Raw genomic sequence first — 19355 nt, 5'->3', positions numbered from 1 at the left:
TTAGAATGTGGCAAGAATTGGGCGATCAGCATCTTCTTAAAATTTTGACAATAGGATGCAATTCTCTGGCGAATTGTTGCACTTTGAAAATCATATTATTTACAGTTACTTACGTCGAAAATTTCCCAAGTTTTTAGTTCTCTGCAAATTTGAGAGAACTTGAAAATTCAATGTTTTGGCTTCGTTAAGCGGAAAGTCCTACCAATAGAGGTGGGATTTGTAACGGCCTGGGAAGGCCTTATCGTGGGGACACTGTCATGTTTCTCAAGCAGTACAGCTTTGCCAAGAGCAAGCCGCTTAGCCAGGACGCTATGTCCTTAGGCGGACGTAGCGCCGCACAGCAGGTCGCAGGACGCGCCGCGCACTAATACTCAGTCTGAGGACAGTTTGATGCCTATCACCATTACTGTGGATCGCAGTAGTGCGCCAGTCGAAGTGCGCGCGGACATGTTTGGAGCCAACCTCCTTGGCACAACCAATGAGGTCAATGGCGTCCCCACAGACGAGTTTTCTGATGCCATTGACGTTCTGGGCTCCACAAGGCTGCGCTATCCCGGTGGCCGCGCTGCGAGCGAGAACATCATTGAGCTGGACCGCTCTGAAAGCGGCTCGGACCAGCTGCGCGAAGATCTGCGGAATTATCTGGACTGGGTGATGGAGACCGGCAACCGGACCACTTTGGTGGTGCCCGCGCTGTCACCTGAGAACGCCAATCAGCAGGATGTGCGCGATTGGGCCAACCTGATGCTGCAGTATATGGGCGATAAGGCGGAGCTGATTGTCGGCTATGAAATCGGCAATGAATTCTGGCAGCACATTGATGAGAGAGAATACGGCGAATACGCCCATGACATTGCACGTGGCCTGAGCGGGGCTTCGATCAATGGCTATCAGCCCGATATCTGGGTGCAGAGCTCCAATGTCGTCGGGGATGGCTCCAACTACAAGGGCGGCAGCTTTGGGAGCATTTCAGATGAAGATGCGATTGCGGCCATGCAGCACTGGGACCGCGACGTGCGGCCGGCGGATTGGTCTGACGCGCAATCTGGCGAAGACTACTATCGCAGCCTGAGTGGCTTTGAAAAACGCATCGTGAAGGGCAATCTTGAGCTCATCGAGCAGTTGGATGCGGACCGCGATATCACCAATGGCTTCCAGACAGACAGTGCTTCTGGTGCCGTCGACGGGGTGATTGCGCACTACTATTTTGATGATGAGGTGGACGGTTATGACCTCAGCCCGGCCGCCAGCCGTTCGGAGCTGAAGAACCTTGATCTGCGTCTGGCAACCTGGGAGGGGCTGATCCCTCAGGACCTCGATCTGCAGCTTACGGAATGGAATGTCGAAATCGGCCATTGGTCCTATCTCGGCCTGCGCGCGGCTGGTGCGATTGTGGAGCAATTCCACAGTATGGTGGAGCTGGGCGTGGATGGGGCAGATTTCTGGACCATCCGCCACAACACTGCCTCCGCGATTGCGGGTGGCAACAACGATGCTGGTCCGGTTGAGCTGACCCCCGCGGGTGTCGCGCTGAAACTGATGACCGAGAGCCTGCACCCGGAGAACGGCGCGATGTATGCCGTCAGCCTGGGGGGCTTTGATCCGACGCAGCTTGAGGTGAATGCCTTTACCAACGGCTACCGGACGGTTGTCTATGTGACCTCCCACAGCGAAAATTTTGGCCAGAACTTTACGCTCGATCTGTCTGATCTTGCAGGTATGGCCGAAAGCTGGAGCGGGCGGCTGATCGGGTTTGACGCGGCAACCTCTGACGGTTTGAGCGACAATGCGGCTTATGATGAATATGGCGATCTGGCCTCGCGTAACCCGCGGCGGACCATTGATCAGGCTGAGCTGAATGCGCTGCGCGATGTTCTGGGAGATGCCTGGGATGACAGTCTGATCAAGACTGTTGGCGGAGCGACCAAAACCTACCTGCCGCAGCCACAGGACATTCTGTTGCGCCCCGGTGTGTCGCGTGCAACCAGCCTGAATGATTTCTATTTCGCGACGGAAACCGATATCACGGGCACGATCACCGATGTCTCTCAACAGGCGCTTGGCAGCGATGTTTCCAACCTGACGGCGACGCTCAATCCCTATGAGGTGATTGAAATCACCATTGTACATGAGGATGTCATCTTCGGCACCAATTCCGCAGAAGTGCTGGAAGGTGGTGACGGCGAAGATGGCTTTGATGGCAGCGGCGGGGACGACTATATCAACGGGCGCGACGGGGATGATTTCCTGGTGGGCGGCACAGGCGATGACACCGTTATTGGGGGGCGCAACGACGACCGTTTGGAAGGGCGCGACGGTGAGGACCGGCTTTATGGCGGCAGCGGCGATGACCGGCTGATCGGCGGGGATGGCGATGACTATCTGCGCGATGAAAACGGCAGGGATGAGTTTGTCGGTGGCGCTGGCAATGACACGGCCTCCTATTGGGGGCACCACTACGGCGTTTATGTTGATCTGCACACCGGCAAGAACAACAGCTCAGATACTTATGACAGCATCGAAAATCTCTACGGGTCCAATGAAGCCAATGACACGCTGGTGGGCAGCCGTGGTGACAATCTGCTCTACGGTGCTTTCGGGGATGATCGCCTCTATGGGCGCGCCGGGGACGACACGCTGAGAGGCGGCGATGGCGATGACTATCTGCGTGATGAGAACGGCCGGGATGTCTTTGAAGGCGGTGCCGGACAGGACACCGTGTCTTACTGGGGGCACAAATACGGTGTGGCGGCGAGCCTGACCACCGGCAAGAACACCAGTGGTGACACTTATGACAGCATCGAGCACCTGCTTGGGTCTAATATTGCGGACGACCGTTTCTACGGCAATGAGGTGGCAAACCGTCTGGACGGGGCTGGTGGCAATGACTCGCTGCATGGCTATGACGGGCATGACACGCTGATCGGCGGTGAAGGCACCGACCGGCTTTATGGCGGCGAGGGCAATGACCGGCTGGAAGGTGGCGCGGGCGATGACTATCTGCGCGATGATGACGGCAAAGATGTGTTTGACGGCGGCGAAGGTTTTGACACCGCCAGCTATTGGGGCCATGCGACCGGCGTGACTGCCAACCTGCAGACCGGCGAAAACTCAAGCTCTGACACCTATGTCAGCATCGAAGGGCTGGTGGGATCGCAAGAGGCTTCCGACCATCTGACCGGTGACGCGGGGGATAACTATATCCGCGGCGCGGCAGGCAACGATACGCTGATTGGCGGCGGCGGTGATGACACTTTGCGCGGCGATGCGGGCAATGACCGGATGACCGGTGGCATGGGCGTGGATGTGTTTGTCTTCCACAACGGCTTTGGCAGCGATGTGGTGACCGATTTTGACGTGGATGGTGACGCGGATGTGCTGGACTTCTCTGAGGTCACAGAGATCAAGAGCTTCTCCGACCTGATGTCAAATCACGCCAAGCAAAGCGGGGCTGATGTGGTGATCTCGCTGGGCAGTCACAATATCACTTTGGAAGATGCGCAGCTCAATGATCTGAGCAGCGACCACTTCCTGTTCTAAGAGTGCTGTTCTAAGACCTCTTCTCTAAGACTGGGGCGCGGCTTGGGTTTAATCCTGAGCCGCGCGCCAGTTTTCCCATTGCTCCGGTGTGTCCAGATCAATCAGGGCATGATCGCCGGGCAAGGGGATCAGTTTCACCACATCATGGTTGGCTTTCAGAACGTCGCGCGCGCCGACATCGCCTGTCAGTTTGCGCAGATCTTCAAAGAAGCGCCTGGGAAAGAGCACCGGATGGCCGGGTTTGTTGGTGCTGGTCGCGCCCCGCAGAATGGCTTTTGGGTCGTCTTGATGCTCGGCAGTGAGTGTTTGAAAATCCTCTGACGTGAGCTCCGGCATATCCGCAGGTAAGATCATTACGGCGCTGGTCTCCTCTGGCAATGCCGCAATGCCGCCGCGCAGGGAATGGGCCATGCCTTCTCTCGCATCTGAAACTTCAACGATGCCGACGTTCAGACCGTCCAGAGCGTCGCGGCGCTGTGGTCTGTCCGTGGGTAGGGCAACCAGAACCTCTGAGCCGGTCTTCATGGCCCGTTGGGCCAGATTGCGCAGCAGTGGGGCGCCTTCTACCTCCTCCATCAATTTGTCTCCGCCGCGCATGCGAGATGAAGATCCTGCTGCAAGTATCAGTATCGAAATCATTTTATTGAACCAATGCCCATCGTAGGCACCGCAGGTTTTGCGGTGCCTCTGTTTTCTGAGACGATACTAGCCCCGCATGCGCGCACCGTCTGCATCAAATGACGGAGTGGTCATGATCTTCGCCTGGCGCATTTTTCCGAGGATTTCGATCTCGACCTCCAGATCATCGGTGATCTGTTTGGTGGGCACAAACCCGATGGCGATGGATTTCTGCGCGTGGTGCGAGTAGCCGCCGGATGTGCAGAAGCCAACCACTTCACCATCGAGCCAGATCGGCTCATAGGCGTGAACATCGGCATCCTCTGCCTCTACCTCAAAGCAGCACAGTTTGCGGGCTGCGCCTTCGGCTTTCTGCGCTTCCGCTGCTTCACGACCGATGAAAGCGCCTTCTTTCTTGAAGGAGATGAAGCGGTCCAATCCGGTCTCTGCGGCGGTGTAATCGGGGGAATATTCCGAAAGCCAGGAACCAAAGAATTTGTCGAGCCGCAGGGACATCATAGCGCGCATGCCAAAGGGGCGCATCCCAAGCGGCTCTCCGGCCTCCCAAAGTGTATTCCAGAGCGCGCGTTGTGCCATCGGATCGCAGTAGATCTCAAAGCCCAGATCGCCGGTGTAGCTGACCCGCTGCACAATGCAGTCCGCCATGCCGATGGTCAAAGGCCGCACATCCATGAAGGCCATGTCTGAGATATCGCTACGGGTGCAGGCCTGCAGGACTTCGCGGGCTTTGGGACCCGCGATCTGGAAACCGGTGAGACGGTCGGACACGTTTTTGACCAACACGCCTTCGGCCTCATTCTGCTCAAACCACCGCATGTGATAGGCTTGCGCACCGTAAGAGGCGGTCAGCTGGAAAGCGTCTTCTGACAGGCAGGACACGGTGAAGTCGCCGATCAAGCGGCCTTTGTGGGACAACATGGGGGTAAGGCTCAGGCGGCCTGGTTCCGGAATGCGGCCCGCCATGATCTTGTTGAGCCATTTGCGGGCATTTGGGCCGGTGACCATGTATTTCCCGAAGTTGTGGACTTCGTTGATGCCCACGGCTTCGCGCACGGCTTTGACCTCGCGCGCGGTGGCGTCAAAGGCATTGGAGCGGCGGAACGACGGGGTCTCATAGCGCGGCTCATCGCCTTCTGCGAAGTAGTTCACCACCTCAAGGCCAAACTGCTGCCCCCAGACGGCACCCATCTTGTCAAACACGTCATACATCGGCGTCTGCCGGAACGGGCGCGCGGCGGGCAGTTCTTCGTTTGGATAGGAGACCGAGAAGCGGGTCTGGTAGTTTTCGATCACTTTCGGACGGGTGTAGCCCGGTGTGATCCAATCGCCAAACCGCGCGCAATCCATGGCGAATGTGTCGCGCTCACATTCTCCTTCGACCATCCATTGCGCCAGCATCAGGCCAACGCCACCGCCCTGGCTGAAGCCGGCCATCACGGCACATGCGGACCAGTAGTTGCGCATACCGGGCACGGGGCCGACAAGCGGGTTGCCGTCTGGGGCAAAGGTGAAGGGGCCGTGGATGACCGATTTCACGCCTGCTGTTTGCAGAGCAGGGAAGCGGTTATAAGCAAAGGCAATGCTGTCTTCGATCTTGTCAAAATCATCCGGCAGCAGCTCATGGCCAAAGTCCCAAGGCGTGCCATCGACCGCCCAGGGGCGGCAGGGTTGCTCATAAAAGCCGATGCAGAGGCCGCGGCCTTCCTGCCGGAAGTAGCTTTCTCCGGCGGGATCCATCACATGCGGGTGCTCTTTGCCGTCCTGCATCATTTCGACAATCAAAGGCACATCTTCGGTGACGATGTATTGATGCTCCATCGGATGCAGCGGGAAATAGACACCGGCCATGGCCCCAACTTCGCGCGCCCAGAGGCCCGCCGCATTGACCACATGCTCCGCATGGATTGTGCCCTTGTCGGTGATCACATCCCAGGTGCCATCAGTGCGCTGCTTGGTGGCCAGAACCTTGGTGTGGGTCTGGATCGTTGCGCCACCAAGCCGCGCGGCTTTGGCGTAGGCATGGGTGGTGCCGGACGGGTCAAGGTGCCCGTCCAGCGGATCATAGAGCGCGCCGAGGATGCCCTCGATATTGGTGGCAGGGGCGAACTTCTGAATTTCTTCGGGTGTGAGGATTTCGGTATCCAGTCCCATGAAGCGATGCTTGGCCCGCTCGGCCAACAGCATGTCAAACCGGTCCTGATTGTCCGCAAGTGTCACGCCTCCGACGTGGTGCAGGCCGCAGGACATGCCGGTGAGCTCTTCAAGCTCCTTGTAGAGGTTGATTGTATAGCCCTGGAGGGCTGCCATATTGGTGTCGCCGTTCAGCGTGTGAAAGCCGCCCGCAGCGTGCCATGTCGAACCAGAGGTCAGCTCATTGCGCTCCAGAAGCATGACGTCAGACCAGCCAAGCTTGGTCAGATGGTACAATACCGAGCAGCCAACAACGCCGCCCCCAATAACGGCCACGCGGGTGGTGGTCTCCATGGCGATCTCCCTCTTGTTGTTGGTTTCATCAAACGAACAACGCAAACGCCCCGGCATGTCGGATTGCGACAGAAAGTGTCGTATCTGGATTTTGAAGGCTCACGATCTTTGGCGGTGCCGGTTCAGGGAGGCTCGCTTTTCTGGCGGCACTGGCAAACAAAAAGGCCCGCTGCAGCGCAACGGACCTGATCCCCTCAGATGGGTAAACCTGTGCCTGGAAGGCGGTTATTTCTTGATGGGAACGCCGTAGAGCTCCAGCCGATGGCCCTTGAGCGCATAGCCGAGCTTTTCGGCAATCTTTTCCTGAAGCGCTTCGATCTCCGGATCGACAAATTCGATGACTTCGCCGGAGTTGATGTCAATCAGGTGGTCATGATGGGCGCGCTCCGCATCCTCATAGCGCGCGCGCCCGTCGCCAAACTCATGTTTGTCAAGGATGCCCGCTTCTTCAAAGAGCTTCACGGTGCGGTAGACGGTGGCCAGTGAAATGCCGGAATCGCGCGCCGATGCACGGGCATAGAGCTCTTCGACATCGGGGTGGTCATCACAGTCCTGTAAAACGGCCGCGATGGTCCTGCGTTGTCCTGTCATGCGTAAGCCTTTGGCTTCGCAGCGTTCTATGATGGTGTCGCCCATGATCGCCCGTTTTGGATGCCTTGTTTTTCTGGCTTTCCTGTCTATCCAAAGACGTCATCAAATTCCACAGCAATTTGCCAAGATTTCTGGGGAAAACTCCGGATTAGAGGGTCAGATTTCCTGACATGACCCGCACGGCGCTCCCCGCGACGGCCACGCCTGCGCTGTCGGCCCGCACGGAGATCTCGCTGCGCCGCCCCATGTCTTCGCCCTGCACGATGGAGAGCGACACCGGCGCGCCTTCGATGCGATGGAGTAAAGCGCCAAGGGTGGCGCAGGCACTGCCGGTGGCGGGGTCTTCGGGAATATTGTCCAGCGGGGCAAACATGCGGGCATCGACATGGTTGCCGTCGCGCACATAGGCAAATTGCGCAAAATCAAGCCCGGAGGGGTGTTTGGCGTTACCTTCCCGGAAGGCGGCAATGTCCGTGGTCAGGTTAGCGAGCACCTCACGGGATTTGAGCTGTGTGATTGTGAAGGGCAATCCAAGAGAGGCCATGACGGGCGGATGGGTGGCAAAGACGATGTTGTCGGTGCGGGTGCCAAGTGCTGCGGCAACCAGCGCGGGGTCAGGTTCGGCCTGTAATTCCAGCGCTGCGGTGGTGACAAACTCTGCATGTCGTCCGTTGATCTTGCAGGCAACGGGGCCGATGCCGAGTTCAAGTGTCAGATCCCCTTGAGCGCCTTCATCGGCGAGCGCGATCGCGGTGCCAACAACCGGGTGCCCGGCGAATGGGATTTCCATGGTCGGGGTGAAAATTCGAACCTTTGCAGTGTGTTGCGCCTCATTTGGCGGGTAAACGAAGATCGTTTCAGAGAAATTGAACTCGCGGGCGATCTTTTGGAGCTGATCTTCGGCGAGCGTTGTCGCGTCGGGGATCACCGCCAAAGGATTGCCACCAAAGGGCGCTTCGGTGAAGACGTCATAGACAAAATATTTGGTCATAAAGAGCCCTTTGTGTTTGCTTTTTAAAGCGCGTTTAGGTGCCGCAGAAGGTGTGTGTGACGACCTCTTCCGGTTCTGGAGGTGCGGTGAGGTCGGCAAATTCCTCAATGACATCATAGGGCTGCGCGAGTGCGGCGTGCAGCCTGTGAAACGGGGCATAGTCACCCTGAAGCGCGGCTTGAATGAGCGCTTCGATGCGGTGGTTGCGCGGGATGCGCACCGGGTTGGCCGCAGTCATGGTGGCTTTGGGATCAGCGGTTTCTGCCTCTAGGCGACGCTGCCATCTGCTGTGCCAGTCCTGGAAGGTATCATTGGCACCAAGGGGTGACTCTGTGGCAGTTTCATCAGTTAGGACGCTGAAACTATTGGTGAAATCGACCTTGGTGTCGGTCATGATTTCCAGCAGGTCCGCAATCAGATCTTCATCCTCGGCCACAACTTTCGTGATGCCGAGCTTGGCGGCAAAACGACTGCGCCATTCGGTGCGGATCATCTCGGGCATGGCGTGCACCAGCTTGGTGAATTCCTGCACAGCGGCGTCGGAATTGCCTTCCAGCGGCAGCAGCGCGGTGGCCAGCTGTGCCATGTTCCAAGCGGCGATTTCCGGTTGGTTGCCATAGGCATAGCGGCCGTAGTGATCGATGGAGGAGAACACTTTTCCGGGGTGGAACGCATCCATGAAGGCACAGGGGCCATAGTCGATGGTTTCGCCCGAAATGCTGCAGTTGTCGGTGTTCATCACCCCATGAATGAAACCAAGGGCCATCCAATGGGCCACCAAATCAGCTTGTCGTGCGATGACGGAGGCTAGAAATTCCGCAGGGGTCGATGCCTCAGGATAATGGCGCGCGCAGGAGTAGCTCATAAGGGATTGAAGTCCTTCAATATCCTGACGGGCAGCGAGGACCTGAAAGGTGCCGACACGGATGTGGCTGCTGGCCACGCGGGTGAGGATGCCACCGGGTTGTGGGCGTTCGCGAAAGACGGTTTCACCGGTTTCCACGGCGGCAAGCGCGCGGGTGGTTGGAACGCCAAAGGCATGCATGGCCTCAGACACAATATACTCGCGCAGGACTGGGCCGAGCCAAGAGCGACCATCGCCGCGACGGGAGAAAGGCGTCTTGCCGGAACCCTTAAGTTGAATGTCGTAACCGTTTGATTCCCCTAAGAGAACCGCACGACCGTCGCCCAGTTGCGGGTTCCAGTTGCCAAACTGATGGCCGGCATAAAGCTGTGCGATCGGGTCTGAGCCTTCCGGCAGCTGGGTGCCGGAAAAGACCTGCGCGAGTTCTGCCTCGTCTGTGTCTTCGGTGATGCCCAGTTCCGCGCCAAGGGGCGCGTTATAGGCGATCAATTTGGGTGCACGGACCGGGGTGGGTTTCTGGCGGGCAAACAGGCGATCGGGGAGATCGACGTAGCTGTTTTCAAAGGGAATATGCAGGCTCATAGAGGCAAGATAATCCGCCCGCTCCAGAAATCCAGAGGCTTTGCGTCAGCGTTTCGCGCGGGTCATCAGAGCGTAGCGGTCACGCCGCGTGAACCCGGCGCGCTCATAGAGCTTTTGCGTGGAAGCATCCTCGCGATCCACTTCGATATGAAACGCGGTTATGCCATTGTTTTCAAGCGCTTCACAGATGCTGTAAAGCGCGCTGGAGGCCATGCCACGGCCGCGCACATTGGGGCGGATGTAGAATTCGTCGATGGCGGCGTCCATGCCGGCAAACTCCACCGACCAGCTGAAGGTCACCACAAGATAGCCAACCGGGGCGCGGCGCGGGCCGATCAGGTAGGCGCTTCCATAGGGTGAGCCATTTAGCAGCGGCACCAGCGCATCGGCGCGCTTTTCTGGCGAGCTCGCCATGTGCATTTCAGCATGAAATGCGGCCACAAGCGCGTCCAGGCGGTGAAAATCTGCCTCTGTGGCGAGATGTACGGCGCCGCTCATAGACGTGCGAGCCGTTCTGTAAGCAGGCCAAAGAAGCCGTCAGCATCCACGTCGCCGATGAACAGCGCGTTGGGTTTGCGGTCGGTGACGCCCCACCAATCGGCGACGGTCATACCCATGGTCAATTCGGACTGGGTCTCGATCTCTACATTGATGTGGCGGCCGGTGAAGAGGTCGGGGTTGATCAGGTAGACGGTAACGCAGGGATCGTGCAGCGGCGCGCCTTCGGAGCCGTATTTCTCGCGGTCAAAACGTTCAAAGAAATCAGTCATTTCCGCAACGGCGACACCGGCTTTGGTGCCCAGCGCGCGGAAGGCGTCGTTGCGGGATTTGGTCACCAGCGCCTTATGGGTGACATCCAGCGACATCACCACAATTGGAACGCCGGATTTAAACACGATATCAGCGGCTTGCGGGTCCACATATATGTTGAACTCGGCTGCGGGCGTGATGTTGCCCACCTCAAAGTAGGCGCCGCCCATCAGGACAATTTCCTGAACCTTTTCAACGATATCAGGCGCTTTCTCAAAAGCCGTCGCGATGTTGGTGAGCGGGCCAAGCGGGCAGAGCGTGACCGTGCCCGCCTCATGGGCGCGCAGGGTTTCGATAATGAAATCAACGCCGTGCATGTCCTGAAGCGGCATTTCAGGATCGGGAAGCACGGGGCCGTTGAGGCCGGTTTCGCCATGCACATGCTCTGCGGTCACCAGAACGCGGCCCATTGGGCGTTCACAACCGGCAAAGACCTTCACGTCGGATTTGCCTGCTAACTCACAGATAATACGTGCATTTTTGGCGGTCAAAGAGAGCGGCACGTTGCCAGCAACGGCGGTGATGCCGAGAACGTCGATCTCCTCGGGGCTGGCCAGCGCCAGCAAAATGGCGACGGCGTCGTCTTGCCCGGGGTCCGTGTCGATGATGATCTTGCGCGCGCTCATAGCCGTCCTCTTCGATGGTTGAGAGCGCACACTTACAATGTGGGCAGGCGATGTCTAGCGGCCATGGCGCTGGCGGGGTTAATTCTTTACCGTTCGGTCGAAATCCGCTCATTTTTGGCTTCGGTATCGCGTCGGTATTGCGGCTGTATCGCGGAGGTGCCGTTTTGCGCCGCATTGCAGCGCAACACCGCGCAACAGGCAGGTTTTTCGTCGCCGTAAATCACGTTTTGGTAGAAGGGTGTTACAGGGCTCTGGCTTGGGGTATCCAAGGGCAAATTGGACGGATGAGGCGCAGAGACAGAATGCCGATGACTGCTGACAGGATGCTGACCCGTGATCTGGTTCTGGTGGGGGGCGGCCATGCCCATGCGCTGCTGTTGCGCATGTGGGGGATGCAGCCGGTGGCCGGTGTGCAGGTGACGCTGATCAATCCCGGAGCGACGGCGCCTTATTCGGGGATGTTGCCGGGGCATATTGCCGGGCACTACAGCCGGGAGGCGCTGGATATTGATCTGGTGAAGCTGGCGGCATGGGCCGGAGTTCGGCTGATCGATGGGGCGGCAACCGCGATTGATCCGACCGCGCGCGTTGTGACGGTTGAGGATGCCATCCTTGGAACGCGCGAAATCCCCTACGATGTTGCGTCGCTGGACGTCGGGCTGCATGCGGTCACGCCTCATATTTCCGGATTCGCCAAATACGGCGTCGGCGCGAAGCCCTTGGGGCTCTATGCTGACAGATGGGCGGGTTTCCTCAAACAAGTCGAGATGGGGCAGGCCGAGGGCCGTGTGGCGGTGATTGGCGGCGGGGTTGCCGGATCGGAGCTGGCGATGGCGATGGCGCACCACCTACGCCAGATTGGCCGACCGGGCGGGGTGCAACTGATTGAGGCGGGCGCAAGGCTTGGCACTGGGGTGCCGGGAGCGGATGCGCCATTGCGCGCGGCCATGTCAGCGCTAGGCATCACGGTGCATGTGAACGCGAAGGTGAGCCAGGTGCGTGCGGATGCGGTGGCCTTGAAGGGCGCTGAGGATGTGACCTCTGAGTTCACCGTGGCAACGGCGGGTGGTTTTGCCCATGACTGGGTTGCGGGCTCCGGGCTCCCTTGCGATGCGGATGGCTTTGTGCAGGTGGATGACCGGCTGTTGGTTGAGGGGCAGCAAGATCTGTTTGCCGTAGGTGATTGCGCGCATCTGCTGGCCTCGCCGCGCCCCAAGGCCGGGGTGTTTGCGGTGCGGGCCGCGCCGGTTCTTCTGGCCAATATTCGCGCTGCACTGACCGGGGGCAGCTATGAGAGGTTCCTTCCGCAAGGCGATTATCTGAAGCTGATCTCTCTGGGGGGCAAAGGGGCGATGGCTGCGAAATGGGGGCGTGTGCTGCGCGGCCCGGCCAAGACGTTGTGGACCCTCAAGGATGGGATCGACCAGAAATTCATGCGCCAGTTTGACGAGCTACCAAACATGGCGCTCGCCACCAAATCTGAGCTGGTGGCACAGGGCGGACCTTCGCTGGGTGCGGATCAGATGTTGTGCGGCGGCTGTGGGGCCAAGGTGGCGCCCAAACAATTGGCGCAGGCCGTGGCAGCCTTGCCAGTGGGAACGCGCGACGATGTGTTGAGCGGTCCGGGAGATGATGCGGCGGTTTTGCAGATGGGCGCGGCGCGTCAGGTGATTTCCGTCGACCACCTGCGCGGTTTTATCCAAGATCCCGGCCTGATGGCGCGGATTGCTGCGGTGCATGCTTTGGGGGATGTCTGGGCCATGGGGGCCGCGCCGCAGTCTGCGCTGTTGTCCGTGACGCTGCCTCGTATGACGCCGGAGCTGCAGGTACGGGCCATGACCGAGGTGATGCAGCAAACCGTGGTGGTGGTGCGGCAGGCTGGGGCCGAGATTGTCGGCGGTCATTCGACCATGGGGGCAGAGCTGAGCATTGGTCTGACCGTCACGGGATTGCTCGACGGCGCGCCGATCACGGTGGCGGGTGCGAAAGCCGGGGATCGCTTGATCCTGACGCGGCCCATCGGGTCCGGCACGCTACTGGCGGCGATGATGCAGGGCAAAGCGCAAGGGGCGGATGTGACCGCCGCGCTGGCGCAGATGGCGCAGCCGCAGGGAGATGCGGCGGCCATCTTACGGGGCGCCCATGCGATGACGGATGTCACGGGCTTTGGCCTTGCCGGTCATTTGATGGCCATTTGTGCGGCCTCCGAAGTGGCGGCGGAACTCGATCTGGCCGCGGTGCCGGTTTATGACGGTGCCGAGGCGCTGGCAGCCGCAGGGCACCGTAGCACGATCTATAATGACAACGCCGCGCATACGACGGTGTTTGGCGGCGAGAGCCCACGGGCGGTGTTGCTGCATGATCCGCAGACTGCGGGCGGCCTGTTGGCGGCGGTGAAAGCGGAGGAAGCGGCTGGTTTGGTGGTGCAGCTGCGCGCGCTGGGGCATGATGCGGCGGTGATTGGCACCCTAATGGAGGGCGGGCCGTCCATTACCCTGATGTGATCACTCTGCAGCGATCAGTTCGGCGGCGGTGGCGGCCAGCGTATCCTCAGACAAATCTTGCAAGGCGATCTCCTTGGCGGCCGGAGCATGCGCGCGGCTGATGCGGGCGTAGCGCGGGTCATAGTGGGTTGTCACCAGAGCCTGAATGAGGGGAGCAAAATCACGGGCCTGCGCCAAGGTCTGCCACTGTTGCACGATTTCATGGCCGTGATAGCGGGTCAGCTGGATGAGCACATCGGCGAGTTTTGCGCTATCTTCCAGCATGTCGGGATAGGCGGTCATCAGATGGGTGACGCGGGCCTGCAAAGGGGCGGTAACGCGCAGATTGGGTGCGGCGATCATGGCCTGCCAGAGAGTTGGCGGAATGATCAGGCGGCCAATCTTGGAGCTTTCGGCCTCCACATAGACCGGACGGTCCGGCTTGAGCGCGGCGAGGCCCATGGCCAGCTGGCTCTCAAAGGCTTTCTGGCTCGGCTGAGCCTCTGAGATTGGGCCAAAGAGAGAACCGCGATGGGCCGCCATGGCCTCCAGATCGAGCGTTTGAGCGCCTTGAGCCGCGAGGTGGTGCAAAAGACGGGTTTTGGCCGTACCCGTGCCGCCGTCGATCACCACCACAGGGCAAGGCATCGCTCCATCATACAGCGCTTTTGAAACCAGACGGCGATAGGCCTGATAGCCGCCCTCCACCGTGTCCGCGCGCCAGCCGATTTGTTTGAGGATGATGGCCACGGAGCCTGAGCGCTGGCCGCCGCGCCAGCAATAAACCAAGGGTTTGTAGCTGCCCTCGCGATCGACCAGCGGGCCTTCAAGATGCGCCGCCATATTGCGCGACACCAACGCCGCCCCGATTTTGCGGGCTTTGAACGGGTCTTCTTGCACGTAGATCGTACCGACGCGGGCGCGTTCCTCGTTGGAGAGCGCAGGCAGGTTGATCGCGCCGGGCATGTGGTCCTCGGCAAATTCAGCGGGGGAGCGCACATCGATGACCTCGTCAAACGGCAGGGCGGCGAGGTCGGCAAGCTGGGTGAGCGCGAGGGGCATGGGCGGGTCCGAGGTGGTTGCAGGCCAAGGGGTAGCGCGCCGCATGCCTTTGAACAAGCGGCTTATTGCGGCCCCTTGGCTGGCACCTAGTAGGCCACCATGGTCAGGAGCTCATATTCGGCCACCGCCTCATCATCCTGATTGGTGAGACGCACGTGCCAGCGGACCTCGCCGTACTCGTCATTGCGCTTGGTTTTCTGCTTCACCGTCAGCGCGACCTTGATGCTGTCGCCCGGCACCACCGGTTTCATGAAGCGCAGGCTATCAAGGCCGGTGTTTGCGAGCACGGGGCCTTCGTTGGGTTCAACAAAGAGACCGGCGGCGAAGGACAGCAGGAGATACCCGTGGGCGACGCGGCCGGGGAAGAAGGGATTTCGGGCGGCGGCGGCCTCGTCCATGTGGGCATAGAAAGTGTCGCCAGTGAAATGGGCAAAGTGCTCAATGTCCTCAAGCGACACTTCGCGAGGCGCGGTGTGCAGGGTTTCCCCGATCTGCAGCTCCCCAAAACGGCGGGTGAACGGGTGGGCTGGCGCGGGCTGTTGGATGGCACCGGGCACCCAATGGCCGGTGATTTTGGCGAGCATGTCAGAGCTGCCCTGAATGGCGGTGCGCTGCATGTAGTGTTTGACCGCGAGGATGCCGCCCAGTTCCTCGCCGCCGCCAGCACGCCCGGGGCCGCCGTGGGTCATATGTGGCAGGGGCGCGCCATGGCCTGTGGCTTCGGCCATGCTGTCGCGGTTGTTGATGTAGATGCGGCCATTATAGGCTGCGCTGCCCAGCGTGATTTCGCGGGCGATATCCGCATCCTGTGTGATCAGTGAGGTGACCAGCGAGCCCTGTCCCTTATTGGCTAGCGTAATGGCGTGATCGAGCGTGCGGTAGCTCATGATGGTTGAGACCGGGCCGAAGGCTTCGGTGCCATGGGCATGGGTGGCGGTGTCCGGATCGGCGCAGTGAAACAGCATGGGCGGCACAAAGGCGCCCTTGGCGAGGCAACTGGCAAGTTCCATGTTTCCGGCCCCATCAAAGACCTGCTCGCATTCGGTTGCGAGAAGCGCGGCCTTGGCATGCACATCACGTTTCTGCGCGGCGGAGACCAAAGCCCCCATTTGGGTGTTGGGGGCGCGGGGATCTCCGATCAGGGTGTCTGACAGGCGCTGGCTGAGCGCGTCGATCACGCTTTCGGTCGCGCTTTCCGGCACGATGATGCGGCGGATGGCGGTGCATTTCTGCCCGGCCTTGGTGGTGATCTCCTGCGCGGCCTCTTTGATGAAGAGGTCAAATTCCGGCGTGCCCACTGTGGCGTCTGGCCCAAGGATAGATGCATTGAGGCTGTCGGCCTCTGCCGTGAAACGGGTTGAGTTCTTCAAAATTAATGGGTTGGAGCGCAGTTTTAATGCGGTCTGTGCGGATCCGGTGAAGGCCACAGCATCCTGACAGCTGAGATGATCGAGCATGTCGCCAAGGCCGCCTGAGACAAGTTGCAAGGCGCCTTCAGGGAGAATGCCGCTGTCGATGATGAGGCGTACGCAAAGCTCGGTGACATAGCAGCTGGCGGTGGCGGGTTTTACAATGGCGGGCACACCGGCCAAAAGCGTGGGGGCGAGTTTCTCAAGCATGCCCCAGACCGGAAAGTTGAAGGCGTTGATGTGGATCGCGACGCCTTGCAGCGGCGTGCAGATGTGTTGGCCCAGAAAGCTGCCGTTGCGGGAGAGTTGCTCGACCTCGCCATCGGGATAGACTGTGCTGTCGGGCATCTCGCGGCGGCCCTTGGAGGCGTAGACCAGCATGGTGCCGATGCCGCCGTCGATGTCGATCAGGTGATCGGTTTGCGTGGCTCCGGTATGAAAGGAGAGATCATAAAGCGCCTGACGGTGTTCGCGCAGATGCAGAGCCAGTGCCTTGAGCATGCGGGCGCGGTCATGGAAGGTCATTTGGCGTAGGGCGGGGCCGCCGGTCTCGCGGGCATAAGACAGCATCAACTGCACATCGAGTGTGTCATTGCCCGCAGTTGCGAAAGGCGCTCCGGTGATCGCGCAGTCAATTGCGCGCGCGGCGCTGTTTGGCGCAAACCACTGGCCTGCGGCGAAACTTGCCACCTGATGAATGGACATGGTTGCCCCTCCCTGAATGTCTCCTCTGGTTATTTATTGACCAACCGTTCGGTTTATGCAAGCTGGGAGAGAGGAACATCACGCAGGGGAGGCAGTGATGGGGAGGACGCGATGGGAGAGCTGACGCCAAAGGCGCTGGCGGAAAAGGCTGCGGCGGCGATGTGGGCGAGCGATCGCGCGAGCCAGCATATCGGCATGGAGATTGCCGAGGTGGATGCCGGGCGTGCGGTGCTGACACTGACGGTGCGGCCTGAGCATTGCAACGGACATGGCATCTGTCACGGCGGCATCACCTTTATGCTGGCGGACAGCGCCTTTGCCTTTGCGTGCAACAGCCGCAATCAGATGACGGTCGCGCAGCACAACGCCATCAGCTACCTTGCGCCGGGACAAGAAGGCGATGTGCTGCGGGCCGAGGCGCGAGAGATCAGCCTCAACGGCCGCAGCGGGCTTTATGATGTCACCGTTACCAATCAGGACAATCGGGTGATTGCCGCGTTTCGCGGGGCGTCGCGTGCGGTCAAAGGCGCGGTATTTGAAGAAGACTAGCGGGGAACTTGGGAGGGTTTCATGAAGGATTTGTCACCACGGCGGGAGGAGCTGGAGCCAATCGAAATTGCCTCGATTGACGAAATCCGGGCGGTGCAGCTCGCGCGTCTGAAATGGTCGCTGCGCCATGCCTATGAGAATGTGCCGATGTACCGATTGCGGTTTGATGCGGCCGGAGTGCATCCGGATGATCTGAAATCGCTGAGCGATTTGGCGAAATTTCCCTTCACCTACAAAGACGATCTGCGCGACAACTATCCCTTTGGCATGCTGGCAGTGCCACGAGCGCAGATTGCGCGCCTGCATGCCTCCTCCGGCACCACGGGCAAGCCAACGGTGGTGGGTTACACGCAAAAGGACATCGACAATTGGGCGGATTTGATGGCGCGCAGCCTCCGGGCGTCGGGATTGCGCGCGGGTGACATGATTCACAACGCCTATGGCTATGGGCTGTTCACCGGCGGGCTGGGCGCGCACTACGGGATTGAGCGTCTTGGGGCGACGGTGGTGCCGATGAGTGGCGGGCAGACCGAGAAACAGGTTGGGTTGATCACCGATTTCAAACCGGATGGGATCATGGTGACGCCGAGCTATATGCTCAACATTCTGGAGGCGTTTCAGGCGGCAGGGATCGATCCGCGCGAGAGTTCGCTGAGTGTTGGGGTGTTTGGGGCGGAGCCCTGGACCGACGCGATGCGCAAAGAGGTGGAAGCCGCCTTTGATATGCATGCGGTCGACATCTACGGGCTGTCGGAGATCATGGGGCCGGGGGTGGCCAACGAATGTGTGGAAACCAAAGATGGGCCGGTGATCTGGGAGGATCATTTCTATCCGGAGATCATCAACCCTGAGACCGGCGAAGTGGTTGCAGACGGGGAAATTGGCGAGTTGGTGTTTACCACCCTGACCAAAGAAGGCCTGCCAATGGTGCGCTATCGCACGCGCGATTTGACCCGGCTGTTGCCCGGCACGGCCCGCTCGATGCGCCGGATGGAAAAGATCACCGGGCGCAGTGATGACATGATCATTTTGCGCGGGGTGAATGTGTTCCCCTCACAAATCGAGGAACAGGTGCTGGCCACGGAGGGGCTTGCGCCCTATTACCAGATCGAACTCTACAAAGACGGTCGGATGGACGCGATGCGGGTGCATGTTGAGGCGCTGCCGGAAGTGGGCAACACAGAAGAGGCGACGCGGATTTTGAGCAAACATATCAAAGCGATGGTCGGCGTTTCTGCAGCGGTTTCTGTGGGCGCACCTGGCTCGGTCGAGCGCTCTCAGGGCAAAGCGCGTCGGGTTGTAGACCGGCGGAGCGAAGGCTGAGCCCATGGCGCGCACAATTGCCAAAGATCACGATCAGAAGCGGGCGCATATCCTGAAGGTGGCGGCAAAAGTCTTTGCCGCCGAAGGGTTTGACCGCGCGTCTATGACGGTTTTGGCAAAGGCCTGCGGCATCTCCAAGGCCAATATCTATCACTATTACAGCGGCAAGGATGCCTTGCTGTTTGATGTGCTGGACAGCTATTTGCGCGCGCTGCGTGATCGGGTTTGCGGCTTGGAACTGGCGGAGTTGGCACCTGAGACGCAGCTGCGCGCGCTGTTGCGTGAAATCCTGTTGGCCTATCAGGGTGCTGACGATGAGCATCGGGTGCAGAGCAGCGGCATTGCGCGCCTGCCTGAGGCAGAGCAGCAGGTGCTGCGCGGTTATCAGCGTGACATGGTGGCGGTGATGAAGAGGGTTGTGGCGGCCAATGCGCCAGAGCTGTTTGCCGAGGATGCAGCGCGCCTGCATGAAACCACCATGTCGATCTTTGGCATGCTGAATTGGTACTATATGTGGCAGAGCGCTGCGGATCAGGCCGCGCGGCTGCGCTATGCGGATGTGGTGGCCGATCTTGTGCTGAACGGGATCACAGGGACCGCTGGAAACACTGGCACCGCCGGGGGCGGGAAACCCTGACCTGACAAAACATCCCTAATATGCGTTAATATTTGCACTGGTCAGCGCCGGTGTTAAGA

Annotated in this window: 14 protein-coding genes; 5 read left to right on the top strand and 9 right to left on the bottom strand. The window is 59.7% G+C overall.

The features are described from left to right. The first annotated feature begins 390 nt into the window (after positions 1 to 390). The gene (locus J7399_RS13030) at positions 391 to 3540 is read left to right on the top strand and encodes a calcium-binding protein (RefSeq protein ID WP_209086763.1); all 3150 of its coding nucleotides are present in this window, start codon (positions 391 to 393) and stop codon (positions 3538 to 3540) included. A 48-nt stretch (positions 3541 to 3588) separates the two neighbouring features. Here J7399_RS13030 and J7399_RS13025 read toward each other — a convergent pair whose 3' ends face one another. The 7 genes from J7399_RS13025 to J7399_RS12995 all read right to left on the bottom strand — a co-directional run bounded on the left by J7399_RS13025 (position 3589) and on the right by J7399_RS12995 (position 11128). After that, on the bottom strand, positions 3589 to 4179 hold the full coding sequence (locus tag J7399_RS13025) for a nucleotidyltransferase family protein (protein ID WP_209086762.1): 591 nt from the start codon (positions 4177 to 4179) through the stop codon (positions 3589 to 3591). 66 nt (positions 4180 to 4245) lie between these two features. Next, complete coding sequence (locus tag J7399_RS13020; RefSeq protein WP_209086761.1) at positions 4246 to 6663, bottom strand: FAD-dependent oxidoreductase; 2418 nt, start codon at positions 6661 to 6663, stop codon at positions 4246 to 4248. 225 nt (positions 6664 to 6888) lie between these two features. Next, the gene (locus J7399_RS13015; protein ID WP_209062882.1) at positions 6889 to 7299 is read right to left on the bottom strand and encodes a Fur family transcriptional regulator; all 411 of its coding nucleotides are present in this window, start codon (positions 7297 to 7299) and stop codon (positions 6889 to 6891) included. 103 nt (positions 7300 to 7402) lie between these two features. Further along, positions 7403 to 8245 (bottom strand): PhzF family phenazine biosynthesis protein, encoded by an 843-nt coding sequence (locus J7399_RS13010; RefSeq protein WP_209086760.1) that lies wholly within the window; start codon positions 8243 to 8245, stop codon positions 7403 to 7405. 34 nt (positions 8246 to 8279) lie between these two features. Continuing rightward, positions 8280 to 9692 (bottom strand): protein adenylyltransferase SelO, encoded by a 1413-nt coding sequence (locus J7399_RS13005; RefSeq protein WP_209086759.1) that lies wholly within the window; start codon positions 9690 to 9692, stop codon positions 8280 to 8282. Between the two features lie 45 nt (positions 9693 to 9737). Continuing rightward, positions 9738 to 10190, bottom strand: a complete 453-nt coding sequence (locus J7399_RS13000; RefSeq protein ID WP_209086758.1) for a GNAT family N-acetyltransferase — start codon at positions 10188 to 10190, stop codon at positions 9738 to 9740. Further along, positions 10187 to 11128, bottom strand: a complete 942-nt coding sequence (locus J7399_RS12995) for a nucleoside hydrolase (protein WP_209086756.1) — start codon at positions 11126 to 11128, stop codon at positions 10187 to 10189. Before J7399_RS12995 ends, J7399_RS13000 begins: the two co-directional genes overlap by 4 nt. Positions 11129 to 11430: 302 nt before the next feature. Between J7399_RS12995 and selD the strand changes: the two genes are divergently transcribed. Beyond that, positions 11431 to 13632 (top strand): selenide, water dikinase SelD, encoded by a 2202-nt coding sequence (selD, locus tag J7399_RS12990; RefSeq protein ID WP_247742878.1) that lies wholly within the window; start codon positions 11431 to 11433, stop codon positions 13630 to 13632. Here selD and mnmH read toward each other — a convergent pair whose 3' ends face one another. Together mnmH and paaZ are read right to left on the bottom strand one after the other, a co-directional pair. Further along, complete coding sequence (gene mnmH, locus J7399_RS12985; protein ID WP_209086754.1) at positions 13633 to 14673, bottom strand: tRNA 2-selenouridine(34) synthase MnmH; 1041 nt, start codon at positions 14671 to 14673, stop codon at positions 13633 to 13635. Positions 14674 to 14759: 86 nt separating this feature from the next. Beyond that, positions 14760 to 16787: a phenylacetic acid degradation bifunctional protein PaaZ gene (gene paaZ / locus J7399_RS12980; protein WP_209086752.1), complete on the bottom strand. Its 2028-nt coding sequence runs from the start codon at positions 16785 to 16787 to the stop codon at positions 14760 to 14762. A 120-nt stretch (positions 16788 to 16907) separates the two neighbouring features. Here paaZ and paaI point away from each other — a divergent pair, with 120 nt between their 5' ends. From paaI to J7399_RS12965, 3 genes are read left to right on the top strand one after another with little or no spacing between them, the layout of a single operon-like run. Beyond that, a complete protein-coding gene (gene paaI / locus J7399_RS12975) occupies positions 16908 to 17336 on the top strand; it encodes a hydroxyphenylacetyl-CoA thioesterase PaaI (protein ID WP_209086840.1) in 429 nt (142 codons plus the stop codon). Positions 17337 to 17357: 21 nt separating this feature from the next. After that, entirely contained in the window at positions 17358 to 18659 is a 1302-nt protein-coding gene (gene paaK, locus J7399_RS12970) for a phenylacetate--CoA ligase PaaK (protein WP_209086750.1), read from the top strand. A 4-nt stretch (positions 18660 to 18663) separates the two neighbouring features. Next, positions 18664 to 19296, top strand: coding sequence for a TetR/AcrR family transcriptional regulator (locus J7399_RS12965; RefSeq protein ID WP_209086748.1), 633 nt, complete (start codon positions 18664 to 18666; stop codon positions 19294 to 19296). The last annotated feature ends 59 nt before the right edge of the window (positions 19297 to 19355 follow it).

It is taken from the genome of Shimia sp. R9_1 (genome assembly GCF_017743775.1).
GTDB lineage: Bacteria > Pseudomonadota > Alphaproteobacteria > Rhodobacterales > Rhodobacteraceae > Shimia.
This window is presented reverse-complemented; position numbering and strand designations above follow the sequence as displayed.